At 71.0% G+C, this 22,355-nt stretch carries 23 protein-coding genes; 8 read left to right on the forward strand and 15 right to left on the reverse strand.

Annotated features, from left to right (window positions below; genetic code table 11):
* Window positions 1-94: 94 nt before the first annotated feature.
* Both ACFC0G_RS09715 and ACFC0G_RS09720 read right to left on the reverse strand, forming a co-directional pair.
* Window positions 95-769, reverse strand: coding sequence for a DUF6230 family protein (locus tag ACFC0G_RS09715; RefSeq protein ID WP_376399906.1), 675 nt, complete (start codon window positions 767-769; stop codon window positions 95-97).
* A gap of 626 nt (window positions 770-1,395) precedes the next feature.
* Window positions 1,396-2,370 carry a tetratricopeptide repeat protein gene (locus ACFC0G_RS09720; RefSeq protein ID WP_376399909.1) on the reverse strand — a complete coding sequence of 325 codons (975 nt, stop codon included), beginning with the start codon at window positions 2,368-2,370 and terminating at the stop codon, window positions 1,396-1,398.
* A gap of 320 nt (window positions 2,371-2,690) precedes the next feature.
* On the opposite strand from ACFC0G_RS09720, the gene ACFC0G_RS09725 reads away from it, so the two are divergent.
* Window positions 2,691-3,320 (forward strand): TetR/AcrR family transcriptional regulator, encoded by a 630-nt coding sequence (locus ACFC0G_RS09725; RefSeq protein ID WP_376399912.1) that lies wholly within the window; start codon window positions 2,691-2,693, stop codon window positions 3,318-3,320.
* An 86-nt stretch (window positions 3,321-3,406) separates the two neighbouring features.
* On the opposite strand, the gene ACFC0G_RS09730 is transcribed toward ACFC0G_RS09725, so the two are convergent.
* The 4 genes from ACFC0G_RS09730 to ACFC0G_RS09745 all read right to left on the reverse strand — a co-directional run bounded on the left by ACFC0G_RS09730 (window position 3,407) and on the right by ACFC0G_RS09745 (window position 7,358).
* Window positions 3,407-5,107: a methylmalonyl-CoA mutase gene (locus ACFC0G_RS09730; protein WP_376399915.1), complete on the reverse strand. Its 1,701-nt coding sequence runs from the start codon at window positions 5,105-5,107 to the stop codon at window positions 3,407-3,409.
* Between the two features lie 72 nt (window positions 5,108-5,179).
* Window positions 5,180-5,512, reverse strand: a complete 333-nt coding sequence (locus ACFC0G_RS09735; RefSeq protein WP_351815410.1) for a DUF3817 domain-containing protein — start codon at window positions 5,510-5,512, stop codon at window positions 5,180-5,182.
* 43 nt (window positions 5,513-5,555) lie between these two features.
* Window positions 5,556-6,065: a MarR family winged helix-turn-helix transcriptional regulator gene (locus ACFC0G_RS09740; RefSeq protein ID WP_376399919.1), complete on the reverse strand. Its 510-nt coding sequence runs from the start codon at window positions 6,063-6,065 to the stop codon at window positions 5,556-5,558.
* Window positions 6,066-6,107: 42 nt separating this feature from the next.
* A complete protein-coding gene (locus ACFC0G_RS09745; RefSeq protein ID WP_376399922.1) occupies window positions 6,108-7,358 on the reverse strand; it encodes an MFS transporter in 1,251 nt (416 codons plus the stop codon).
* Between the two features lie 164 nt (window positions 7,359-7,522).
* Between ACFC0G_RS09745 and ACFC0G_RS09750 the strand changes: the two genes are divergently transcribed.
* Entirely contained in the window at window positions 7,523-8,515 is a 993-nt protein-coding gene (locus ACFC0G_RS09750; RefSeq protein WP_376399925.1) for a DUF5937 family protein, read from the forward strand.
* A gap of 82 nt (window positions 8,516-8,597) precedes the next feature.
* Entirely contained in the window at window positions 8,598-9,629 is a 1,032-nt protein-coding gene (locus ACFC0G_RS09755) for a glycoside hydrolase family 6 protein (protein ID WP_376400496.1), read from the forward strand.
* Window positions 9,630-9,687: 58 nt separating this feature from the next.
* Here ACFC0G_RS09755 and ACFC0G_RS09760 read toward each other — a convergent pair whose 3' ends face one another.
* The 7 genes from ACFC0G_RS09760 to ACFC0G_RS09790 form a co-directional block, all read right to left on the reverse strand.
* Window positions 9,688-11,649 carry a galactose oxidase-like domain-containing protein gene (locus ACFC0G_RS09760; RefSeq protein ID WP_376399928.1) on the reverse strand — a complete coding sequence of 654 codons (1,962 nt, stop codon included), beginning with the start codon at window positions 11,647-11,649 and terminating at the stop codon, window positions 9,688-9,690.
* Between the two features lie 3 nt (window positions 11,650-11,652).
* Window positions 11,653-13,503: a glycosyltransferase family 2 protein gene (locus ACFC0G_RS09765; protein WP_376399931.1), complete on the reverse strand. Its 1,851-nt coding sequence runs from the start codon at window positions 13,501-13,503 to the stop codon at window positions 11,653-11,655.
* 90 nt (window positions 13,504-13,593) lie between these two features.
* On the reverse strand, window positions 13,594-14,271 hold the full coding sequence (locus ACFC0G_RS09770; RefSeq protein WP_376400499.1) for a TetR/AcrR family transcriptional regulator: 678 nt from the start codon (window positions 14,269-14,271) through the stop codon (window positions 13,594-13,596).
* A 29-nt stretch (window positions 14,272-14,300) separates the two neighbouring features.
* Window positions 14,301-14,960: a DUF4166 domain-containing protein gene (locus ACFC0G_RS09775; protein ID WP_376400502.1), complete on the reverse strand. Its 660-nt coding sequence runs from the start codon at window positions 14,958-14,960 to the stop codon at window positions 14,301-14,303.
* Between the two features lie 35 nt (window positions 14,961-14,995).
* A complete protein-coding gene (locus tag ACFC0G_RS09780) occupies window positions 14,996-15,718 on the reverse strand; it encodes a hypothetical protein (protein ID WP_376399933.1) in 723 nt (240 codons plus the stop codon).
* 153 nt (window positions 15,719-15,871) lie between these two features.
* Window positions 15,872-16,165 carry an MTH1187 family thiamine-binding protein gene (locus ACFC0G_RS09785; RefSeq protein ID WP_376399936.1) on the reverse strand — a complete coding sequence of 98 codons (294 nt, stop codon included), beginning with the start codon at window positions 16,163-16,165 and terminating at the stop codon, window positions 15,872-15,874.
* Window positions 16,162-16,515 carry a DUF3817 domain-containing protein gene (locus ACFC0G_RS09790; protein ID WP_376399939.1) on the reverse strand — a complete coding sequence of 118 codons (354 nt, stop codon included), beginning with the start codon at window positions 16,513-16,515 and terminating at the stop codon, window positions 16,162-16,164. Before ACFC0G_RS09790 ends, ACFC0G_RS09785 begins: the two co-directional genes overlap by 4 nt.
* 107 nt (window positions 16,516-16,622) lie before the next feature.
* On the opposite strand from ACFC0G_RS09790, the gene ACFC0G_RS09795 reads away from it, so the two are divergent.
* The 4 genes from ACFC0G_RS09795 to ACFC0G_RS09810 all read left to right on the forward strand — a co-directional run bounded on the left by ACFC0G_RS09795 (window position 16,623) and on the right by ACFC0G_RS09810 (window position 19,344).
* Window positions 16,623-17,261: an AIM24 family protein gene (locus tag ACFC0G_RS09795; protein WP_376399942.1), complete on the forward strand. Its 639-nt coding sequence runs from the start codon at window positions 16,623-16,625 to the stop codon at window positions 17,259-17,261.
* Window positions 17,261-17,911, forward strand: a complete 651-nt coding sequence (locus ACFC0G_RS09800) for an AIM24 family protein (protein WP_376399945.1) — start codon at window positions 17,261-17,263, stop codon at window positions 17,909-17,911. The genes ACFC0G_RS09795 and ACFC0G_RS09800 overlap by 1 nt, the downstream gene beginning before the upstream one ends.
* Window positions 17,908-18,693 (forward strand): AIM24 family protein, encoded by a 786-nt coding sequence (locus ACFC0G_RS09805; RefSeq protein ID WP_376399948.1) that lies wholly within the window; start codon window positions 17,908-17,910, stop codon window positions 18,691-18,693. Before ACFC0G_RS09800 ends, ACFC0G_RS09805 begins: the two co-directional genes overlap by 4 nt.
* A 174-nt stretch (window positions 18,694-18,867) precedes the next feature.
* Complete coding sequence (locus ACFC0G_RS09810; protein ID WP_376399951.1) at window positions 18,868-19,344, forward strand: MarR family winged helix-turn-helix transcriptional regulator; 477 nt, start codon at window positions 18,868-18,870, stop codon at window positions 19,342-19,344.
* Window positions 19,345-19,405: 61 nt separating this feature from the next.
* Here the strand turns inward: ACFC0G_RS09810 and meaB are convergent, their stop codons facing one another.
* Complete coding sequence (gene meaB, locus ACFC0G_RS09815) at window positions 19,406-20,362, reverse strand: methylmalonyl Co-A mutase-associated GTPase MeaB (protein WP_376399954.1); 957 nt, start codon at window positions 20,360-20,362, stop codon at window positions 19,406-19,408.
* 36 nt (window positions 20,363-20,398) lie between these two features.
* Window positions 20,399-21,601: an acetyl-CoA C-acetyltransferase gene (locus tag ACFC0G_RS09820; RefSeq protein WP_376399958.1), complete on the reverse strand. Its 1,203-nt coding sequence runs from the start codon at window positions 21,599-21,601 to the stop codon at window positions 20,399-20,401.
* A gap of 138 nt (window positions 21,602-21,739) precedes the next feature.
* On the opposite strand from ACFC0G_RS09820, the gene mce reads away from it, so the two are divergent.
* Complete coding sequence (gene mce / locus ACFC0G_RS09825) at window positions 21,740-22,192, forward strand: methylmalonyl-CoA epimerase (protein WP_376399961.1); 453 nt, start codon at window positions 21,740-21,742, stop codon at window positions 22,190-22,192.
* Window positions 22,193-22,355 lie beyond the last annotated feature (163 nt).

A 22,355-nucleotide genomic window follows, 5' to 3' on the forward strand; every position in this document is an offset into this window, starting at 1 on the left:
CCCTGGAAGCGGTGTTGCTGAGAAGGTGAAGAAGGTGGTGCTGAGGCCGGAGCGGGCGGGGCCGTACGGGACGGCCCGCACCCGCCGGACCGAATCAGCCCTTGTAGCACTCCTCCGACGTGCCCCGGTGCAGGGACAGGCTCAGGTTGGGGAGCTTGAAGGTGGCGGCCGTCGTGGCCCACGCCTTCTGCCTGACGTTGTTGAGCGTCGCGTCCTGGGCACGCTGACCGAAGCCGAAGGGGTTGGCCTGCGTGTTCGGCTGGATGCCCGGCTTGCCGTCGACGGGCTTGCCGTCGGGCCCGGTGTTGAGCGCACCGGCCGCGATGCCGAGGTCCATCTTGCCGAACTCGGCATCGGCCTTCAGCTCGGAGACATCGAGGTAGATGCCCTTCGCGTAGACCGGCTTGTTCGGCTCCGTTCCGGCCTCGAGCCGGAGCGTGACGGAGTCACCGATGAACGGCACCTTCGGCGTGACCACCGACTGGCACATGTTGGTGATCCAGGCCTCGGAGAAGCCCGAGACGGCGACGGGCTCGGCGAAGGGCTTGCCCTCCAGGTCCTTGCCGCCGTCGACGCTGCCGTACTGGACGAAGTCCTTGCCGACAAGGCTGTCGGCCTTAACCTTGAACTCCTGGCCGGAGATGCTGAAGGACGCGGCCAGCGCGCCCTGGGCCAGGCCGACACCGATCGCAGCCGTCGCGGCCACGCTCGGGACCATGACGACGGCGAACCGCTTCCATCTGGTGCCGCCACGAACCTGGGACTTCATGAGAATTCCTCCTTCTCGGACGTACATCGCCGGAAGGGCCGGGGGGCCCGTCCCGGGATGGGAGAAGAGCTACGTCCTCGGGAAGGGGAGCACCGAGGCATCAGGCGGCGCGATGCGCGTCCGAATCACCGGCGATCACCCCCGAGCGACAACCATGAGCCACGCTTTGCGCGTGACCGGATTGGACAGGCCCCGTTCGGTGCGAGCGGGAACCCCCCTGTCCATGGCCGGCGCCTGGGGCACCGACCGCCCGGTGGGGACCCTTGCCGTGTCCCGGTTGGTTGCCGGGGTGTGCGGTTCGGACCGAGCGTCGCCGATCGTGGTCGATTCCGGGCCGTCGCACAAGGGGGTTCGTTACTCGCTAGTAACGGGTGGATAACCGGGGCATGGCGGGGTGACGCCGAACGGGCACGCAGGGTGCGGTCGAGTGATGCCCAATATCAGCAGATAGCCGTATGAATGCGGACAGAATCCTCGGTTTGATTTACTGCAAGTAACAGCGGCCGCGATTACCAAGTTTTGGTAAAGCGCGGCCGCTGTTTGTCGCTGTGTCGCCAAATCGTCGGACGATCCGGCGGGTCAGGAACGCCTCGGAAGGCGCCTGGGAAGACGTCCCGGAAGGCGTCTCAGAAAAGGACCCGGGCGAGCGCCTGGCGGGCCGTCGTCACCCGCGGGTCGTCGACGCCGATCACCTCGAAGAGCTCCAGGAGCCGCAGCCGCGCCGCGTCCCTGTCCTCGCCGAACGTGCGGCGCACGGTCTCCACGAGGCGCCCGAAGGCGTCCTCCACGTGACCGCCCACCAGGTCGAGGTCGGCGGCGGCGATCTGCGCGGCGACGTCGGCCTGGTTGTCCGCCGCGTTCTTGCGGACGGCGGCGGGGTCGAGGTCCTGGACCCGGGTGAGGAGCTCGGCCTGGGCCAGGCCCAGCTTGGCCTCCGGGTGGGCCGGGTCGTCGGCGAGCACGTTCTTGTACGCCTGGACGGCGCCGGCCAGGTCACCCGCGTCGAGCGCGGACATGGCCGCTTCGAGGAGGGCGTCGTACGGGCCGGCGGGGCGCGCGGCGGGGGCGGCCGATCCCTCGGCGTCCGCGTCCACGTCCACGGCGATGCCCGTGAGACCGAAGCGCTCCTCGCCGACCTGGATCAGCTGGTCGAGGGTCTCCCGGATCTGGGCCTCGGGCACCGCGCCCTGGAAGAGCGGCAGCGCCTGACCGGCGACCACCGCGAAAACGGCCGGAATTCCCTGGATGCCGAACTGCTGCATCAGCATCTGGTTGGCGTCGACGTCGATCTTCGCGAGCAGGAAGCGGCCGTTGTACTCGACGGCCAGCCGCTCCAGGAGGGGGCCGAGCTGCTTGCACGGCTCGCACCACTCGGCCCAGAAGTCGAGGACGACCGGGACCTCGGCGGAGCGCTGGATGACATCGCGCTCGAAGCCGGCCTCGTCGACGTCGATCACCAGGGCGGAGGGGGGCACCGCGGCGGAACCACCCTGCCGGGCGGCCTCGGCGCGGACCTGCTCCGCCTTGGCCTTGGCCTCTCCGGCCGCCTTCACCGCGGCAAGGTCGACGACGCCGCTCATGGACATGTTTCGGGGCTGCATGCGTACATCCTCCCCCTTCCGCGCGTGTAACCGGTAAGTCATGGCTGAACCGTGCCGCCCGTACGTCTCCCGCCGGTGTGCGAGACGCGTGGGCAACACGGTTCTTCGTCTTCGATCCGCACCGGGTCCCCACCCGGTGCTTGCCGGATCCCCACCCGGCAGTTGGTTGTCGCTCGGGCCGCTCAAAGCCTTTCGCTACAGGTCGTAGCGTAACTCTCCGGGAGGATCGGCGGGGAGGGCGCGGGAGCGATCCGCTCGGTGAACTGCCTCACATCGCGCACCTCTGGCGCCGTACCTACCGGCGGGTATGGTCGATCCCCATGTGCAGCAGTACCCCCCGCAACAGCCGTACCGGTCGCCCTCGCTCCACCGAGGCCGACGCGGCCATCCTGGAGGCGACCCGCGCCGCCCTGGTCGACCTCGGCTGGTCCAAGCTCACGATGGGGGACGTCGCCGGCCGCGCCGGGGTTGCGAAGACGACCCTCTACCGCCGCTGGGCCAACAAGAACGAGCTCGTGGTGGACGCCGTCGCCGTCCTCTTCGATGAACTCGAACTGCCCGACCTGGGTTCCCTCCAGGCCGACATCGAGCACGTCGTGATCCAGTTCGCGGCGCTCCTCGAACGCCCGGAGACCAAGACGGCCCTGATGGCGGTGGTGGCCGAGTCGACCCGCGACGCACCGCTGCGCGAGCGCATCCGCGCCTCGATCGTCGACCGCCAGAAGCGGCTCGTCCTGGCGGGCCGCCGACGGGCCCAGCAGCGCGGCGAACTCCCCGCCGACCGCGATCCGGTCGCCGTGGACGCCACGGACGACCTGATCTTCGACGTCATCGCGGGCGCGGTCGTCCACCGCGCCCTGGTGAGCGCCGAGCCGGTCGACGGGGAGTGGGTGGCCCGCCTCTCGGCCCTCCTCGTGGGTGGCCTGGGCGCGGTGGCGGCCCTCGGTTAGGTGCCGGAAGTACGTCACCTCGCACGCCGGCAGGGGCGGTACGGGAGTCCCCGTACCGCCCCTGCCGGCGTAGCGATGGCCGACGGTCAGAAGCCCGGCGGCTCGGTGTAGACGCCCCACTCGTCGCGCAGGACGTTGCAGATCTCGCCGAGGGTGGCCTCGGCGCGGACGGCCTCCAGCATCGGGGCGATCATGTTCGAGCCGTCCCGGGCCGCCGCGAGCATCGCGTCCAGCGAGGCGCGGACCTTGGCGTCGTCACGGCGCTCCTTGCGCTCGCCGAGGACCCGGACCTGCTCCCACTCGACCTCGTGGCTGACCCGCAGGATCTCCAGGTCGCCGGTGACGGAGCCGTGGGCGCAGTTGACGCCGACGACCCGCTTGTCGCCCTTCTCCAGGGACTGCTGGTACTGGAAGGCGGACTCGGCGATCTCGCCGGTGAACCAGCCGTCCTCGATGCCGCGCAGGATGCCCGAGGTGATCGGCCCGATCGGGTGCTGCCCGTCCGGGTGGGCGCGGCGGCCGCGCTCCTTGATCTGGTCGAAGATCTTCTCGGCGTCGGCCTCGATGCGGTCGGTGAGCTGCTCGACGTACCAGGAGCCGCCCAGCGGGTCGGCCACGTTGGCCACGCCGGTCTCCTCCATCAGCACCTGCTGCGTGCGGAGGGCGATCTCGGCGGCCTGCGCGCTGGGCAGCGCGAGGGTCTCGTCGAGGGCGTTGGTGTGGAGGGAGTTGGTGCCGCCGAGGACGGCGGAGAGGGCCTCGACCGCCGTACGGACGACGTTGTTGTACGGCTGCTGGGCGGTGAGGGAGACACCGGCGGTCTGGGTGTGGAAGCGGAGCCACTGCGCCTTGTCGGTCTTGGCGCCGTAGACCTCCTTCATCCAGCGCGCCCAGATCCGGCGGGCCGCGCGGAACTTGGCGATCTCCTCGAAGAAGTCGAGGTGCGCGTCGAAGAAGAAGGAGAGGCCGGGGGCGAAGACGTCGACGTCGAGGCCGCGGGAGAGGCCCAGCTCCACGTAGCCGAAGCCGTCGGCGAGGGTGTACGCGAGCTCCTGCGCGGCCGTCGCCCCGGCCTCGCGGATGTGGTAGCCGGAGACGGAGAGCGGCTTGTACGCGGGGATGCCCTGCGCGCAGTGCTCCATCAGGTCGCCGATGAGACGCAGATGGGGCTCGGGCTCGAAGAGCCACTCCTTCTGCGCGATGTACTCCTTGAAGATGTCGGTCTGGAGCGTGCCGTTGAGCACGGCCGGGTCGACGCCCTGCCGCTCGGCGGCGACCAGGTACATGCAGAAGACGGGCACGGCCGGCCCGGAGATCGTCATCGAGGTGGTGACGTCGCCGAGCGGGATGTCCTTGAAGAGGACCTCCATGTCGGCGGCGGAGTCGATGGCGACACCGCAGTGGCCGACCTCGCCGAGCGCCTTCGGGTCGTCGGAGTCGCGGCCCATGAGGGTGGGCATGTCGAAGGCGACGGAGAGGCCGCCGCCGCCGGCCTCCAGGATCATCTTGTAGCGCTCGTTGGTCTGCTCGGCGTTGCCGAAGCCGGCGAACTGGCGGATGGTCCAGGTCCGGCCCCGGTAGCCGGTCGCGTGGAGTCCCCGGGTGTAGGGGTACTCACCGGGCCAGCCGATGCGCTCGAACCCCTCGTAGGTGTCGCCGGGCCGGGGCCCGTAGACAGGCTCCACGGCGTCGCCGGAGAGCGTGGTGAAGTCGGCGTCCCGCTTGCGGGCCTTGTCGTAACGGGCCTGCCAGCGACGGCGGCCTTCCTCGATGGCGTCAGCGTCCATACCCTCGAATTTACTAGGACGTCCTAGTAAATGTCGATGGCAAACCTCCGCACATACGTGCGGAGGTGGGGGTCAGGCCTTCACCGGCTCCGGCTGCACGCCGCTGACCAGCGGCAACGTCTCGCGGACGACCTTGCGCTCGACGAAGAAGGCGGCGAAGGGAATCGTCCCGGACAGCAGCACCCACAGGAGCTTGCCGAACGGCCACTTGGCCTTGGAGCCCAGGTCGAAGGCGAAGACCAGGTAGATGATGTAGAGGACGCCGTGGGCCTGGGAGACCGCGAAGGTCACGTCCTCACCCATGTCGAACCCGTACTTGAAGACCATGCACGTGCAGAGCACGAGCAGCATGACGGCGGTCACGTAGGCCATGACGCGGTAACGGGTCAGCACGCTGGATTTCATGCCGTCGAGCGTAACGGCACGTTCCGGGCGATCTTCGCGCGGGTCAGCTCTCGTCGAAATCGTGCGCGCTCACCCGCAGCGGGCGCAGCATCGCGAAGATCTCGCCGCACTCCTCCGCGTCGTACGCGCCGAGACCGAACTCCATGTCCATCAGGTCGCGGGTCGCGGACTCGACCACCTCGCGCCCCTTCTCGGTGATGGTCGCGAGGGTGCCGCGGCCGTCGTTGGGGTTCGGGCGCTTGGCGACCAGGCCGGACTTCACGAGCCGGTCCACGGTGTTCGTCACCGAGGTGGGGTGCACCATCAGCCGCTCGCCGATCTTGGACATCGGCAGCTCGCCCGCCTTGGAGAAGGTGAGCAGGACCAGGGCCTCGTACCGCGCGAAGGTCAGCCCGTACGGCTTGACGACGGCGTCGACCTCCGCGAGGAGGATCTGGTGGGCGCGCATGATCGAGGTGATCGCGGCCATCGAGGGGACCGGGCCCCAGCGCTTCTGCCAGAGTTCGTCGGCGCGGGCGATGGGGTCGAAGGGGAGACTGAGCGGCTTCGGCACGCGTCGACCTTACCCATGGGGAACTTGGCGGTCAGCCCCGTCTCATTTCTCGGTCGCCCCGGAGGCCCTCAGCTCCGCCGCGGCGGCGAGCAGGCAGAGCGTCCCGACGACGCCCGTGCCGGCGACGACCGTGTGGACGGGGGCGAACTCGGCCGCGATCCCGGCTCCCGCCATGCCGATCCCCTGGACGGTCATCATGCCCGCCGTCATCAGGGTCATGGCCCTCCCCCGCTGGTCCTCGGGGACGGCGGCGACGAACCAGGCGTCGAGGCCGAGGGTGTACGCGCCGGTGGCGCCCGCCAGGAAGAGCGCGACGACCGCGAGGGCGACGCCGGGCTCGGGGGCGTACAGGAGGTAGGGGAGGACGCCGGTCACCGCGAGCGGGAGCACGATCCGGGAGCGGGTCGCCGCGTCGAGGAAGGACCCGGCGAAGAGCTCGCCCGCGATGGTGCCGACGGGCAGCGCGCACATGAGGAGACCGAGTGCGGCGGTGGAGACGCCGATCTCGTCGGCGTACGGGGCGGCGAGCGCCTCCGGCACGACGGCGAACAGCGGCGGCACCCAGAACATCAGCATCAGGGCGCGCACGCGCCGGTTCCGCAGGACGGCCCAGGTGCCGGCGAGGCCGCTCGCGGCCGACTTCCCGGCGGCGCGGGCGGGGCGGCGGGCGGTGCCGAGGCGCAGCAGCAGCGCCGAGACGAGGAAGGTCACGGTGGTGACGGCGAGGGCGCCGCGCGGCGGGACGACGGTGAGGAGGACGCCGCCGACGGCGAAGCCGGTGAGGAGGGCGCTCTGCGAGACGATCCGCAGGAGGGAGCGGCCGAGGACGAAGAGGTCGCCCTCGCCCAGGATGTCGGCGAGGGTCGCCATGCGGGTGCCGTTGAAGACGGGCGAGACGACGGCGATGGCGCAGCGCAGGACGAGCAGGACGGCGACGGGGGTCGCGGGGACGACCATCGCGGCGACGCAGGCGGAGCAGACGAGGTCGCAGACGACGAGGATCCGGCGGGGCGGGAGGCGGTCGGTGAGGCCGGCGAGGAGGGTGCCGCCGATGAGGTAGGGGAGGAAGCCGAGGGCGAAGGTGAGGGAGGAGAGGAGCGGGGAGCGGGTGAGGTCGTAGACGAGCACGGTGAGGGCGAGCTCGCTGACGACGACCCCGAGCAGGGAGAAGAGGTGCGCCACGAAGACGAACCGGAACTCCCGCACCCGGAACACGGCCCGGTACCCGGGGCCGGGCGGTGGCTCCGGAGCGGCAGCGGGCAGGGAGGTGGCGGGAGAGGCGGTGTTCGGCATGACGGCAGCGTGCCGTCGGGTGGCGCCCGCGCCCTAGACTTTCGGCTCCACACGAATGTTCCGATGCTCCACTGTTCCGCCGTTCCGCTGTTTCCGCTGCTCGGCCGTTCCGCTGTTCCGCCGTTCCGCCGTTCCGATCCTCCGCGTCCTGGAGAGGGTGCCCCGTGCCGTACCACCTGCGCTTCGGCGAGGCCGATCCGCTGCGGATCCGGTTCGCGATCTCGCCGCTCTGGGAGACGCACTCCGCCGTGCGGGTCCTCGCGCGGCCCGGGAAGCAGAGCTACCACCTGCCGTGGATGCGGCGGATCGCGGGCGCCGCGCGGGGGCTCGACCTCGGGCCGCTCCAGCTCCTCATGCCGCTCCGCGGACACAGCCCGGACTTCCTCTATCCGCCGCCGCTCGGGCCCGCCGCCACCTTCGACGAGGAGATCGCCGCCGTACGGGACACCGACCCGGCCCTCGCGCTCGTCGACTTCGAGCGGGCGCTCGCCGAGACGCCGGGGGCGGCCGCCACGGAGGAGGGGCGGCGGCTGCTGGCCGATCCGGCCGACGGGGTGCGGCGGCTGACCGTGCTCCTGGAGGCGGCCTGGGAGGCGCTGATCGCTCCCGAGTGGCCCCGGCTGCGGGCGCTCCTGGAGGCGGACGTGGCGTACCACTCGCGCCGGCTCGCGGAGGGCGGGCTCGAACGGCTCCTGAGCGAGCTGCACCCGGCCTTCGCCTGGGCCGCCGAGACCGCGACCCTCCAGGTCGCCTACGCCGGGGAGCACGACCGCCCGCTGGACGGGCAGGGGCTCGTCCTCATGCCCTCGGTCTTCACCTGGCCCGACGTGGTGAGCGGCTTCGATCCGCCGTGGCAGCCGACCGTGGCCTATCCGGCGCGCGGGATCGGCGGGCTGTGGGCCGAGCCCCGGGACCGCACGCCGGAGGTGCTCGCCCGGCTGCTGGGCCGCGCCCGGGCGGACGTCCTGTGCGCCCTGGACGAGCCGACGGGGACGACGGCGCTCGCGCACCGTCTCGGCCTCGCGCCCTCCTCCGTCTCCGCGCATCTGGCGGTGCTGCGGGACGCGGGGCTGCTCGCGTCGCGGCGGTACGGCCACCAGGTGCTGTACGAGCGGACGCCGCTGGGCATCGCGGTGTCGCAGCCCGGAACGGAATGACCGTCATGCCACGATGGCCCCGATTGTCCCGCACCTCCCGCGTATGCCCGCCGCACCCGCCGTACCCGACCCTGGGGGCCGGATGTCCCGCCGCACCGTCATCGCCGCCGCCCTGACTCTCGTCTCCGCGCTGCTCCTGACCGGATGCTCCGGCGACGACTCCGCGCGGACGCCCGTCGGCCCGCCGTCCGCGGCCGGCGAGGGCTCGGCGGGAGAGGCACCGGCCCCCTCCGCGGGCTCCCCCTTCTGGGTCGACCCGGAGAGCGACGCGGCGAAGCAGGTCCGGCAGTACGAGGCGCAGGGCAGGACCGAGGACGCCGAGGTCCTGAAGCGGATCGCGGAGCGGCCGGTCGCGGACTGGCCGGCCGGGGACGACCCCGTCCCCGAGGTCACGCGCGCGGTCCGGGGCGCGGCGGCCGAGGGCCGGACCCCGGTCTTCGTCGCGTACAACATCCCGCACCGGGACTGCGGGATGTACTCGGCGGGCGGCTCGCACGACGCGCGGGCCTACCGGACCTGGGTCGACTCCTTCGCGTCCGCGATCGGGGACTCCTCCGCGATCGTCGTCCTGGAGCCGGACGCGGTGCCGCACATCGTGGACGGCTGCACCCCGTCGCAGTACCACGACGAGCGGTACGGGCTGCTCGCCGAGGCGATCGAGCGGCTCAAGCGGCAGCCGCGCACCCGGGTCTACCTGGACGCGGGCAATCCGGCGTGGATCGACGACCCGGGCAAGCTGGTGGAGCCGCTGCGCCGGGCGGGCATCGCCCGCGCGGACGGCTTCTCGCTGAACGTCTCCAACTTCCAGACGAACGACACGGTGAAGGGCTTCGGCTCGATGCTCTCGGGGCTGCTCGGCGGCACCCACTTCACGGTGGACACCAGCCGGAACGGCGACGGCCCCCTCCCGGGCGACCGGGCGGAGGCCTGGTGCAATCCGCCGGGCCGGGCCCTCGGCGTACCGCCGACGGACCGGACCGGGGACGAGCTGGTCGACGCCTATCTGTGGATCAAGCGCCCCGGCGACTCGGACGGTCAGTGCCGGGGCGGCCCGGCCGCCGGGACGTGGTGGCCGGAGTACGCCCTGGGCCTCGCCCGGCGGGCGAAGGCCTGAGGTCCGGGACCTGAGCGCAGGGACCTGAAGCCCGGGACCCGAGCGCCGGGGCAAGCGCTCACCCCACCTGGATCCACTTCGCCTCGCTCGGGATGCCCTTCGCGTCCGTCACGAAGAGCATGTACCAGCCGGGCGGCACGAGCGTGCGGTCCTGCGGTACGTCGACGGTGACCGTCCTCCCGTCCTGCCCCTTCATCAGGCCGAGCTCCACCGAGCGCTGTTCGACGTCCGTCGTGTGGGTGACGGCGCTGGGCCGCATCAGCCGGGCCCCGGCGATCCGCCCGGCGTCGGCGGTCCTGAAGGTGGCGCGGCCGTTCTGGTCGAGCTCCCGCGGCCCCTCCCCCAGGGCGGGCCGGTCGGCGCCGGCCTGGTGGAGGTAGGGCGGGGTGAAGACCTCGATGCGCTGCTCGAACGTGCCGAGCTTGGTGTTGTCCTTGTCGTCGAAGAGCGGGTCGGAGCCGAAGGTGGCCACCCGGCCGTCGGGGAGCAGCAGTGCCTCGGAGTGGTAGTTGCGGCCGACGGTGGGTTCGGCGGCCTCGGTGAAGGCGTTGGTCTTCGGGTCGTAGAACTGCGCCTTGAGGATGTCGCTGCCGCTGCGGCCCCGGTACTCCTCGGACCCGCCGCTGGTGAAGACGGTGTCGTCGGGCAGCAGGACGCTGCTGAGGTAGCGGGTGCCCTGCGGGAGGGCGGGCCCGTCGGTGAAGACGGGGCTGTCCTTGGAGAGGTCGACGATCGAGGTGCGGGCGGTGGACTTCGGGGACTCGCCGACCCCGCCGCCGCCGAGGACCATGACCTTCTGGTCCTGGACGGGCGGCAGCAGCAGGGAGGCGGAGGTCTCCAGCTGGTCGGGGTCGGTGAGCCCGCCGAGCTTGGTGAAGGAGTTCTTCTCCAGGTCCCACAGGCCGGGTTCGCGGCCCTTCTCGGCGGGGCCGTAGCCGGCGTTGGAGCCGGTGTAGAGGACCTTGCCGCCCTGGGTGAGGAAGAGGGAGGGGTAGGTGGGGAAGTAGCGGAAGGGTCCCTTGGACCACTTCTTGGTCTCGGGGTCGTAGATCTCGTTGTCGCCGGGGACGACGTCGCCGACGTCGTTGAGCCCGGAGACGGCGAGGACCTTGCCGTCGTCGAGGGTGAGGAGGGTCGGGTACCAGCGGGCGTCCTTCATCGGGGCCACGGGAATGTACTTCTCGGCCCGGGGGTCGAACTCGTAGGCGCCCTTGATGCCCTGGAAGTCCTGCTTCTCGGTGGTGAGCTTCTGCGCGAGGCCGTAGACGTCGTCGGCCTCGTCGCCCTTGAGGCCGACGACCTCGTACTGCGCTGCCTCGGTGGTGAGGGCCTGCGGGCCCGCCTTCCTCGCCTCGACGAAGACCCGTGACTCGGCGGCGGTGACCTTGGTCTCCCAGGGCTTCATCTGGCCGCTCTTGAAGTACGAGATCTCGAACTCGCGCTTGGCCTTGGGGACGGTGACGTCGAACTTGGAGACGTACTCGACCCCGGACGGGGAGCGGAAGACGGTGCCCTTCTTGAGGGTGACCGCCTTGTCGGGGCTCTCGTTCTTGACCCGCATGCCGCCGCCGGCCTTCTTCACGCCGTCCCCGAGGACCTCGTAGCGGGCGGTGCCGCCGGCGACGAGCAGCCGCCCGTCGGGGAGCTGGGTGTGGCCGGAGCAGAAGAAGTCCACGGGGGTGGGGATCTTCTTGAAGGTGTTCTTCACCGGGTCCCAGAGGATGGTCTCGAAGGTCCCCGCGTCGAAGTTCTTCTGGTCGTTGCCCGAGCCGGCGATCAGGAGCACCTTGCCGGTGTGCAGGAGCGCCGCGTGGATGGCGTTGATGCGGTACTGCTCGGGGACGTCCACCTCCGCCCAGGAGCCGAACTCCTGCTGGTAGCCGGGCTGGGCGATCTTGTACGCGTGGTACTTCTCCTCCGCGAAGGAGACGGCGGCGGGGGCGTTGAGCGCGGCGAGGACCACGACGGCCCCGCTGCCGAGCAGCGTCTTCTTGAACTTCTTCGACGGCCGGTAGGCCATGGCTCAGTTCCCTCCGGTCGTCGTCGGGGCCGGGGCGGCAGGCGTGGGCGGGATGGCGGCCGGGAGGACGGCGACCCCTTCGCGGGCGACTCCTTCGCGGGCGACCCCTTCGCGGGCGTCCGCGAGGCCGCGGCTGCGGGCGCGGGCCCTCGCGCGGTCCCGGACGCGCCGCACGCGCCGGGCCCGTACCGATGTCCACACCCAGAGGAGGGCCGGGGCCAGGGCGATGACCAGGGCGAGGGACGCCCAGGTGCGCATGGCCGCGTGGGTGTGGCCGTAGTGGACGGAGGCGGCGAGCGAGGCGATGAGGATCACCGCCCAGTAGAGGTGGATGCGGAAGGTGGCGACCCGGTCGGGGCTGGCCTCGCCGCCCTTGGGGGTGACGACGAAGCGGCCGCGGGTGCGGAGGGCCGCCGAGCCGAGGGACTTGAGGTAGATGGGCGCGGAGAGCGCGGACATCGCCATGCCGGCGAGGCCGCCGGAGCCCTCGGGTTCGTGGGGCGAGACGTTGTGCCGCCGGTTCCAGAGGTAGAGCCCGATCTGGAGGGCGACGGCGTCGCTGTAGATCATCAGCCACACCTGGGTGGAGACCTGGGTGCCGGAGGCGCCGAACCAGAGGTAGAGGACGCAGCTGAGGATGCCCACGAACCAGTTGACGGCCGTCATCGGGTAGTAGACGAGCATCAGCGTGTAGTTGAGGAGGCGGCCCGGCGGGGTGCGGAAGGGTGCCTTCCAGAACTGCTTGACGATCGTCTCGTACGTGCCCCGGGACCAGCGGAGCTGCTGGGTGAAGAAGTCGGTCCAGGAGGCCGGGCCCTCGCCTACCGCGAGCACGTCGGGGGTGTAGACGGAGCGCCAGAAGCGGCCGGTGCGCGGGTTCTTCCTGCGGTGCAGTTCGAAGCCGGTGGCCATGTCCTCGGTGACGGAGTCGTACAGGCCGCCGATCTGCTGGAGGGCGGAGATCCGGACGATGTTGTTCGTGCCGACGAACATGGGCGCGCGGTAGCGGTTTCCGGCCCGCTGGATGAGGGCGTGGAAGAGGAACTGCTGCGACTCGGCGGCCTTGGTGACGATGTTGGTGTAGTTGCCGTAGACCTGCGGTCCGACGACGAAGGCGATGTCGGGGTCGCGGAAGTAGCCGAGCATCCGCTCCAGGAAGTTGGGGAGCGGGACGTGGTCGGTGTCGACGGAGGCGAAGAAGTCGTACGCGTTCCCGTGCATGGCGAGCCAGGCGTTGTAGTTGCCGTGCTTGGTCCTCGCCTTGTGCACGCCCTTCCTGCGGTTCCACTCGGGGACGCCGGCGCGGGTGAAGTGGCGGACTCCGAGCTCGGCGCAGAGCTCCTTGGCCTCGGCGGAGTCGCCCTCGTCGAGGAGCCAGACGTCCAGCGGCCCGTCGTGGCGCAGCCGGACGGCGCCTTCGAGGGTGGCGCGGACCATGGAGAGCGGTTCCTTGCCCGGGACGTACGTGGTGAGGAAGGCGACGCGGGTGCCGGGCTCCTCGTGGACGGGTATCGGGTCGCGGGCGACCATCGTGGCGTGGGCGATCGACGTGACGTTCACCAGCATGAAGAGGCAGATGAGGCCGATCGACACGAGCATGACGGTGTCGAGGTGGACGAGCCAGGGTTCGCCGCCCTCCCGGACGGTCCAGTGGCTCGGCCAGACGAGATAGGCCAGGAGCACCGCCGACAGGACCGGCGCCAGGCACATGAGCAGGACGGCCCTTATTCGGTGCGGCTCCTTCGAGAGCAGACTCCGGTACTGCACCGTGTAGGCCGCGGGGTCCGTGTCCGGGTCCGTGAGCGGACCGGCGAGTCGGCTGTAGGTGTCGTAGTCGTAGCCTTCCGGCCGCACGGTGCCTCCAGCTGTCGTCGAACGGGTCGATACCCCAACAAAAGGGGACTTCGTTCGGCGTGTCGACTGGAGTAGTCCGAGTGGGCGTCCTTACCTGTTGCGATCACTGTGTCGACGCAGCGTGTACGTGACGGCCTTCCGGGCGACCGGGTTCAGCTCCTCGATCGCGGCCATCAGGAAGCCCAGCTGTTCGAGCGCGGTGAGCGCGGCCTCCGCGCCGGCCGGGTCGACGCCCTCGTACAGTTCGAGGCCGACGAAGGAGGCGGCGACGGCGCGGGCGAGCCCCGCAGGGTCGGCGAACCCGTCGAGCGGGGTCCCGGCGAGGACCCGGACGAGGACCTGCTCGATCTCGGCGATCCACAGGTCGAGCCCGGCGGCGGTGGCCGGGGCGAGCCGGGGGTGGGTCTGGGCCCCGGCGAGCAGCTGCCCGAGGACGGCGACGTGTCCGGCGTCCCGCTCCTCCGCGTGCATCTCGCGCCCGAAGGCGAGGAGCTCGGAGAGGCTGCCGACGGAGCGGAGCCGCTCGCGGTGGCGGGCGACGCGCAGTTCGGCGCCGTGCCGGCAGGCGGCGGCGAGCAGCTCGTCGACGGAGCCGAAGTGGTAGAAGACCAGGGCCTGGTTGACCCCGGCGGTGGTTGCGATCGCGCGTGCGGAGGCCTTGGCGATGCCCTGCTCGACGAGGGTGCGCAGGGCGCCGTCGAGCAGCTTGTCCCGGGTCTCCTGGCTCCGCGCGTCCTGACCCCTCGCGCCGCCGGCGGCCTTCCCGATCGCGGCCTTCCCGATCGCGGTCTCCGCACTCACGCCCGTACCTCCTCGCGCACCGGGCGCAGCCCCGCGCGCACCCCGTGGGAGCCTACGTCGGCGTATGTGGCGGTGAACGACCCCTCGTAGCCGAAGAGCGGACCGAAGTGCCGGTTCACCACCCGGACGTCGATGCGGAAGCGGCCGGTGCGCTCGTCGAAGGACTCGCGGACCTCGGCCCGGCCGCCGACGAGTTCGGGGACGCGCACGTCCAACGGGCCTTCGCGGAAGCGGTGTTCGCCGGAGGTGATGAGGAGCGAGCCGTCGGGTTCGGCGGACAGGTGCAGATCGCTGGCGAGGTGCTGGTGGGTTCCGAGGTAGTCGAGGACGCACCCCCGCTCGGGGCTGTGGACCATGGTGGCGTCGAAGCGCCGGGGGCCGCCGGGCAGGGCGAAGGTGCGGACGAAGGTGACGGTCTCCCGTCCGTACGAGTCGGCGTACGGCACGTTCTCGATGCTGAAGGGGACGTCCCGGCCGGTGCGGGGCAGCAGGATGTTCCGCAGCCCGCCGACCGCGAGGAAGGGCTTCACGAAGGCCCGGCCGTGCCAGATGCGGTCCATGACGCCGCGTCCGACGCACAGCTCCCCGCTCGCGAGCCCCACCGAGAAGCGCCGCCGGAGTTCCGGGTGCAGCCGCTCGAACTCGGCGTCCCCCATGGCGGTACGGAAGATCGAGGGCGCGCTCCGGGTCGTCACGGCTGCTCCAGGGTGGCGAGGAGCCGGGGCTCCCGGCTGCGGGCGGGCGGGGTGCGCAGACAGCGGCGGGCCGCGGGGGCGCGCGACGAGGGCGGTACGAGGACGGCGGCGGCGAGCCCGAGGACGGTGAGCGGCACGGCGTAGAGGGACACGAGCCCGAGGGGCAGCCGGGTCAGGGCGATCGGCACGGCCACGAGCAGCACCCGGACGGCGGCTTCGAGGAGCCAGCGGTTCCGTGAGTGTTCCGGGGTGATGCCCCGCTCGCACCAGAGCCGCAGCCGGTCGAAGGACCAGGCCGTGGCCCAGCCCATGAGGGGCCGGAAGAGGAGCCGGTCGGCGGCGCGGCCGAGGAGGCCCCAGCGGGGCCGGTAGTCGTAGCCGGTGAGGAAGCGGATGCCGTCGGAGGTGGGGACGTACCGCCAGTAGCCGCTGCCCTCGGCGAGGAGCGACAGCGGGTGGGACGAGGAGAAGCGGAGGGCGGAGACCCGGTCGCCGCCGGCCCGGTGGCGCTCCCCCGCGGAGACACCGGTGCCGGCGACGGCCAGGAAGGGCAGGACGCGGGTCGCGTACCGGAAGCGCTGGGGCTCGTCCCCGGCCTTCGGGAGGTAGGAGATCTCCGTGAACCTCAGGTCCCAGCGCTGGTGGCGGCCGGGTTCCTGCGTCCGCTCCCAGAGCGTGTCCAGGTCCGCGTGCACACGTGTCTCGATGTAGAGACCCATGGGTGTCCCCCCAGCTCATCCAGCATCTTGAGCGACTGCTCAAAACTGCCCGCGAGTGAAGGTAGCCGATTTTGAGCACTCGCTCAACCAACGGATACGAAGAGACCCCCGGCCCTGATCAGGACCGGGGGTCTCCGCAGCTGCGATGTGCCGTCAGGCGCCGAGGTGGCGCTCCACCGTCTCGACCTTCGAGGTCAGACCGTCCGTCACGCCGGGACGGATGTCGGCCTTCATGACGACCGAGACGCGCGGCGCGCGGGCCTCGACGGCGGCGACGGCACGCTTCACGACTTCCATGACCTCGTCCCACTCGCCCTCGATGGACGTGAACATGGCGTCGGTACGGTTCGGGAGGCCGGACTCGCGGACGATCCGGACGGCGTCGGCGACGTACTCGCCGACCTCCTCCCCCACGCCCAGCGGGGTGACCGAGAACGCGACGATCACGCCTTCACCGCACCCTCGGCGCTCTCCGCGCGGGCGCGGGAGGCGATGACCGCGTCGGCGGCCTCGCGCTTCAGCTTCCGCTCGGCGTAGAAGCCGCCGAACGGCAGCACCGAGAGGACGAAGTAGAGCGCCGCGGTCCCGAAGCTCCACTTGGTGCGGTTCCAGGCGTCCAGCCAGAAGAGGACGTACAGGATGAACAGCACGCCGTGGACCGCGCCCATGACCGGCACCGCGTTGAAGTCCGTCGTCCGCTTGAGCACCGAGCAGACGAGCAGAAGCAGGAACGAGACGGCCTCCGGCGCGGAGACGAGCCGGAGCCGGTGGAGGGAGGAAGCGGTCTTGATGTCCACGGAGGGGGTCACCTTCGTTCGATCTTGTGAACGGATGCACAAGGGCCCGTCCATTGTGCACGCCGACTTTGCTGTCTCTTTATCCGGGTCCCCAGTACCTTCCTCGGGTGGCAACGTTCCGACTCCAAGGCAGCAAAGTGCTCGCCGTCTCCATGACCGGCGACTCCGTCAAGGCGAAGAACGGCTCGATGGTCGCCTACGACGGCCAGATGGCGTTCAAGAAGATGAGCGGTGGCGGTGAGGGTCTGCGCGGCATGGTGACCCGCCGGCTCACCGGTGAGCAGATGGAGGTGATGGAGGTACGCGGCCAGGGGACCTGCTGGTTCGCCGACCGGGCCTCCGAGATCAACCTCGTGTCCCTGCACGGCGAGAAGCTCTGGGTCGAGGCGAGCAATCTGCTCTGCACCGACGCGGGGCTGCGCACCGGCACGACCTTCACGGGCCTGCGCGGCGGCGCGACCGGCAACGGCCTCTTCACGACCACCGTCGAGGGCACCGGGCAGGCGGCGATCATGTCCGACGGTCCGGCGGTCGTGCTGCGGGTGACTCCGCAGTACCCGCTCCAGGTCGACCCGGGCGCGTACATCGCGCACCAGGGAAACCTCCAGCAGCAGTTCCAGTCCGGTGTGACCTTCCGCACCCTCATGGGCGAGGGCGGCGGCGAGGCGTTCCAGATCCGCTTCGAGGGGGACGGCCTCGTGTACGTCCAGCCGAGCGAGCGGAACACGATCGGGGGCGACGTCTGATGCCGTTCCGCGAGATCAACTCGAAGATGGTCGAGGCGACCGTCGTTCCCGGGCAGCGGATGTTCAGTCAGCGCGGGGCGATGCTCGCGTACCGCGGCGACGTCACTTTCACGCCGAACATGGCGGGCGGTCAGGGCGGCGTGATGTCGATGATCGGCCGTCGCGTGGCCGGCGAGGCGACGCCGCTGATGACGGTCGAGGGCAACGGCACGGTGATGTTCGGGCACGGCGGCCACCACATCCAGGTGATCGGCCTGACGGGCGACACCCTGTACGTGGAGGCCGACCGGCTCCTGGCCTTCGACGGCACCCTGGAGCAGGGCACGATGTTCATGGGCTCGCAGGGCGGGGTCATGGGCATGGTCCGCGGCCAGGTGACCGGCCAGGGCCTCTTCACCACCACCCTCAAGGGACACGGCGCGGTGGCCGTCATGGCGCACGGCGGGGTCGTCGAGCTGCCGATCGCCCCGGGCCGCCCGGTCCACGTGGACCCGCAGGCGTACGTGGCCCACCACGGCGACGTACGGAACAAGCTCTCCACCGCGCTGGGCTGGCGCGACATGGTGGGGCGCGGCTCCGGCGAGGCCTTCCAGCTGGAGCTGAGCGGCAGCGGCGCGGTGTACGTCCAGGCCTCGGAGGAGAAGCTGTGAGCACCCCGGTGATCCACGACCCGACGACGCTCCCGTCGGACGACAACGTGAATCCGTACACCTTCTGCGTGGAGCTCAAGGGCTCCCAGTGGTTCCTGCAGAAGGGCAAGATGATCGCCTACTACGGGCGGATCGAGTTCAACGGCATCGGTCACGGGCGGCTCGACCGGCTGGTCCGGACGTCGTTCCACTCACCGCTGCACGCGAGCGACTGGGTGGTGGCCGAGGGCAGCGGCAAGATGCTGCTCGCGGACCGGGCCTTCGACGTGAACTCGTTCGACCTGGACAAGGGCAACCTGACGATCCGTTCGGGCAACCTCCTCGCCTATCAGCCCACGCTCGCGCTGAAGCAGTCGATCGTGCCGGGCTTCGTGACGCTGATCGGCACGGGCAAGTTCGTCGCCGCGTCGAACGGTCCGGTGGTCTTCATGGAGCCGCCGATGCGGGTGGACCCGCAGGCGCTGGTCGGCTGGGCGGACTGCCCCTCGCCGTGCCACCACTACGACCACGGCTACATGACGGGCGTGATGGGCGGCGTACGGGCCCTGACGGGGATCGGCGGCACCTCGGGCGAGGAGCACCAGTTCGAGTTCGTGGGCGCGGGTACGGTCCTGCTCCAGTCGACGGAGCTGCTCATGGCCGAGCGGGCGATCGGCGGTCCGCCCGCGCAGGCGGGAGTGCCGGGCGGTCACGGGGCGCACGGTTCCGGCCAGGCCGTGCCCGGTTCGGTACCGCGCCTTCCCGGCCAGCTGGGCGACCTCCAGCGGCGCTTCGGCCTGTGAGCGGTAGTCTGCGGAGTGTGACGCCCTCGAACGTCTGCGCCCGCGCCGAGCGGGTCGAGGACCGGGGTGTACGGCCCGGGTCGAGGACCGGGGCGCCCGGCGCCCGGCGCCCGGTGCCCGGCGTCACACTCCCAGACTTCGTCAAGAATTCAACTTCTTAGGTAGAATCCATACATGGAGACCGAGACGGCCACCCCGTGGCTCACCGACGGCGAGCAGTGCGCCTGGCGCACGTTCCTGGACGTCCAGAGGATGCTGGCGCACCAGCTGGAGAAGGACCTCCAGCCCTTCGGCCTGACGATGAACGACTACGAGATCCTGGTGAACCTCTCGGAGTCGGCGGAGCGGCGGCTGCGCATGAGCGACCTCGCCACGGCCACCCTCCAGTCGAAGAGCCGGCTCTCCCACCAGATCACCCGGATGGAGAACGCCGGACTCGTCCGCCGCGAGAACTGCGAGTCGGACCGGCGCGGCCTGTACGCCGTCCTGACGGACGACGGCATGGAGACCATGCGCAAGGTCGCCCCGCACCACGTCGAGTCGGTGCGCAGGCACTTCATCGACCAGATCGGCGCCGACGCCCTCGGCGACCTCCACGAGTCCCTGAAGCCCATCGCGGAGCAGCTCCGCGGGCGGCGCGGCAAGCCGTAGCCGCCGAGCGCGTACGAAAAGGGCCTCCCCGGCGATCCGGGGAGGCCCTTTCGCGTACCGCTCAGTTGCCCGTCAGGCTCGCGACCAGCTCGTCGGAGGCCGCGTACGGGTCGAGGTCGCCCGCGACGATCCGCTCCGCGAGCGCGTCCAGGCGCCGGTCGCCGTGCAGGTCGCCGATGCGCTCGCGCAGGGCCGTGATGGTGATCGTCTCCACCTCGCGCGCGGCACGGGACCGCCGGCGGTCCGCGAGCACCCCGTGCTCCTCCATCCACGCGCGGTGCTTCTCCAGGGCCTCCACGACCTCGTCGATGCCCTCGCCGCGCGCCGCGACCGTCTTGACGATCGGCGGCCGCCAGTCACCGGCGGACCGCGCCTCGCCGAGGCCCAGCATGTGGTTGAGCTCGCGGGCGGTGGCGTCCGCGCCGTCCCGGTCGGCCTTGTTGACCACGTACAGGTCGCCGATCTCCAGGATGCCCGCCTTCGCGGCCTGGATCCCGTCGCCCATGCCCGGCGCGAGGAGCACGACCGAGGTGTCGGCCTGGGAGGCGATCTCCACCTCGGACTGCCCGACGCCGACCGTCTCCACGAGGATCACCTCGCAGCCGGCCGCGTCCAGGACGCGGATGGCCTGCGGGGCGGACCAGGCGAGACCGCCCAGATGGCCGCGGGTGGCCATCGAGCGGATGTAGACGCCCGGGTCGGAGGCGTGCTCCGACATCCGGACCCGGTCGCCGAGCAGCGCTCCCCCGCTGAAGGGGGAGGACGGGTCGACGGCCAGGACGCCGACCCGCTTGCCCGCCCGCCGGTACGCGGAGACGAGCGCGGAGGTCGACGTGGACTTGCCGACGCCGGGCGAGCCCGTCAGGCCCACCACGTAGGCGTTGCCGGTCAGCGGCGCGAGCGCCGCCATCACCTCGCGCAGCTGCGGGGACGCCCCCTCCACGAGCGAGATCAGCCGGGCCACGGCCCGCGGCCTGCCCTCGCGCGCCTGGGCGACGAGTGCGGGGACGTCCACCATCTGCACTGCTCCTTAGGTGCCGGAATTACTTGCCGGTTACTTGCCGGCGACGCGGACGATCAGCGCGTCGCCCTGCCCGCCGCCGCCGCAGAGGGCCGCGGCGCCGATGCCGCCGCCGCGCCGCTTGAGCTCCAGGGCGAGGTGCAGCACCACACGGGCGCCGGACATGCCGATCGGGTGGCCCAGGGCGATCGCGCCACCGTTGACGTTCACCTTCTCGGGGGTAACGCCGAGGTCCTTCATTGACTGGACGGCGACCGCGGCGAAGGCCTCGTTGATCTCGATCAGGTCGAGGTCGTCGACGGTCAGGCCCTCCTTCTTGAGGGCGTGCAGGATCGCGTTGGACGGCTGCGACTGGAGCGAGTTGTCCGGGCCGGCCACGTTGCCGTGGGCGCCGATCTCGGCGATCCAGTCCAGGCCCAGCTCCTCGGCCTTGGCCTTGCTCATCACGACGACGGCGGCGGCGCCGTCCGAGATCTGCGAGGAGGTGCCGGCGGTGATGGTGCCGTCCTTGGCGAAGGCCGGGCGGAGCTTGCCGAGGGACTCGACGGTGGTCTCGGCGCGGATGCCCTCGTCCTTGGAGAAGACGACCGGCTCGCCCTTGCGCTGCGGGATCTCGACCGGGGTGATCTCGGCCTCGAAGATGCCGTTCTTCTGCGCGGTGGCGGCGCGCTGGTGCGAGAGGGCGGCGATCTCGTCCTGCTCGGGGCGCTGGATGCCCAGGCGGGTGTTGTGCTTCTCCGTGGACTCGCCCATGGCGATGTTCTCGAAGGCGTCGGTGAGGCCGTCGTACGCCATCGCGTCGAGCATCTCGATCGCGCCGTACTTGTAGCCCTCGCGGGAGTTCGGCAGCAGGTGCGGGGCGTTGGTCATCGACTCCTGGCCGCCGGCGACGACCACGTCGAACTCGCCCGCGCGGATCAGCTGGTCGGCGAGCGCGATCGCGTCGAGGCCGGACAGACACACCTTGTTGATGGTGAGGGCCGGGACGCTCATCGGGATGCCGGCCTTGACGGCCGCCTGACGCGCGGGGATCTGCCCGGCGCCCGCCTGGAGCACCTGGCCCATGATCACGTACTGGACCTGGTCGCCGCCGATGCCCGCACGGTCGAGGGCGGCCTTGATCGCGAAGCCGCCGAGGTCCGCGCCCGAGAAGGACTTGAGCGAGCCGAGCAGGCGACCCATGGGCGTGCGGGCGCCCGCGACGATCACTGAGGTGGTACCGGTCGTTCCAGACATGAGGCACGGCCCCTAGGGATGAGGAGTGAACGAGGGTTTACCGCCAATGTACTGAGGGGCGCGCTGCGAGGTCACCGGGCAGCCGGTGTGATCGCGCGCACGTTGCGTAACCGCCTTCCTGGCGATGGACTAGGGGGCATGCTGACGCGAATCGACCACATCGGGATCGCCTGTTTCGACCTCGACAAGACTGTCGAGTTCTACCGTGCGACATACGGCTTCGAGGTCTTCCACACCGAGGTCAACGAGGAGCAGGGCGTCCGCGAGGCCATGCTCAAGATCAACGAGACCTCCGACGGCGGGGCCTCCTACCTCCAGCTCCTGGAGCCGACCCGGGAGGACTCGGCGGTGGGCAAGTGGCTCGCCAAGAACGGCGAGGGCGTGCACCACATCGCCTTCGGTACGGCGGACGTCGACGGCGATGCCGCGGACATCCGCGAGAAGGGCGTCCGGGTCCTCTACGACCAGCCGCGGATCGGCTCGATGGGCTCCCGCATCACCTTCCTGCACCCCAAGGACTGCCACGGCGTGCTCACGGAACTGGTCACCTCGGCGAAGCCCTCCGCTGACCACTCCTCAGCGGAGCACTGACCTCCGGATTCCTGGCCCGGTAGAGTGGGCGGCTCCGGGCCGGGGCCGGTCGGGGCTGCTCCGCGTGGCACCGAAGTCGGGATGTCGGGGTCGTCCGATCTGCCACGATTCCCCGGGGGTCCGTCCTCGTCGGTGAAGACGGTGCTCGTTGGAGTTGCGGACA

Origin of the sequence: Streptomyces sp. NPDC056169 (assembly GCF_042268445.1) — a bacterium.
GTDB lineage: Bacteria > Actinomycetota > Actinomycetes > Streptomycetales > Streptomycetaceae > Streptomyces.

What these genes read in the sequence shown, in the direction of transcription:
- ACFC0G_RS09775 (WP_376400502.1), bottom strand. Translation starts at nt 14,960, where the DNA reads ATGGGGGACGCCGAGTTCGAGCGGCTGCACCCGGAACTCCGGCGGCGC.
- ACFC0G_RS09755 (WP_376400496.1), top strand. Translation starts at nt 8,598, where the DNA reads ATGTCCCGCCGCACCGTCATCGCCGCCGCCCTGACTCTCGTCTCCGCG.
- ACFC0G_RS09760 (WP_376399928.1), bottom strand. Translation starts at nt 11,649, where the DNA reads ATGGCCTACCGGCCGTCGAAGAAGTTCAAGAAGACGCTGCTCGGCAGC.
- mce (WP_376399961.1), top strand. Translation starts at nt 21,740, where the DNA reads ATGCTGACGCGAATCGACCACATCGGGATCGCCTGTTTCGACCTCGAC.
- ACFC0G_RS09725 (WP_376399912.1), top strand. Translation starts at nt 2,691, where the DNA reads ATGTGCAGCAGTACCCCCCGCAACAGCCGTACCGGTCGCCCTCGCTCC.
- ACFC0G_RS09810 (WP_376399951.1), top strand. Translation starts at nt 18,868, where the DNA reads ATGGAGACCGAGACGGCCACCCCGTGGCTCACCGACGGCGAGCAGTGC.
- ACFC0G_RS09720 (WP_376399909.1), bottom strand. Translation starts at nt 2,370, where the DNA reads ATGCAGCCCCGAAACATGTCCATGAGCGGCGTCGTCGACCTTGCCGCG.
- ACFC0G_RS09820 (WP_376399958.1), bottom strand. Translation starts at nt 21,601, where the DNA reads ATGTCTGGAACGACCGGTACCACCTCAGTGATCGTCGCGGGCGCCCGC.
- ACFC0G_RS09745 (WP_376399922.1), bottom strand. Translation starts at nt 7,358, where the DNA reads ATGCCGAACACCGCCTCTCCCGCCACCTCCCTGCCCGCTGCCGCTCCG.
- ACFC0G_RS09715 (WP_376399906.1), bottom strand. Translation starts at nt 769, where the DNA reads ATGAAGTCCCAGGTTCGTGGCGGCACCAGATGGAAGCGGTTCGCCGTC.
- ACFC0G_RS09735 (WP_351815410.1), bottom strand. Translation starts at nt 5,512, where the DNA reads ATGAAATCCAGCGTGCTGACCCGTTACCGCGTCATGGCCTACGTGACC.
- meaB (WP_376399954.1), bottom strand. Translation starts at nt 20,362, where the DNA reads ATGGTGGACGTCCCCGCACTCGTCGCCCAGGCGCGCGAGGGCAGGCCG.
- ACFC0G_RS09780 (WP_376399933.1), bottom strand. Translation starts at nt 15,718, where the DNA reads ATGGGTCTCTACATCGAGACACGTGTGCACGCGGACCTGGACACGCTC.
- ACFC0G_RS09800 (WP_376399945.1), top strand. Translation starts at nt 17,261, where the DNA reads ATGCCGTTCCGCGAGATCAACTCGAAGATGGTCGAGGCGACCGTCGTT.
- ACFC0G_RS09730 (WP_376399915.1), bottom strand. Translation starts at nt 5,107, where the DNA reads ATGGACGCTGACGCCATCGAGGAAGGCCGCCGTCGCTGGCAGGCCCGT.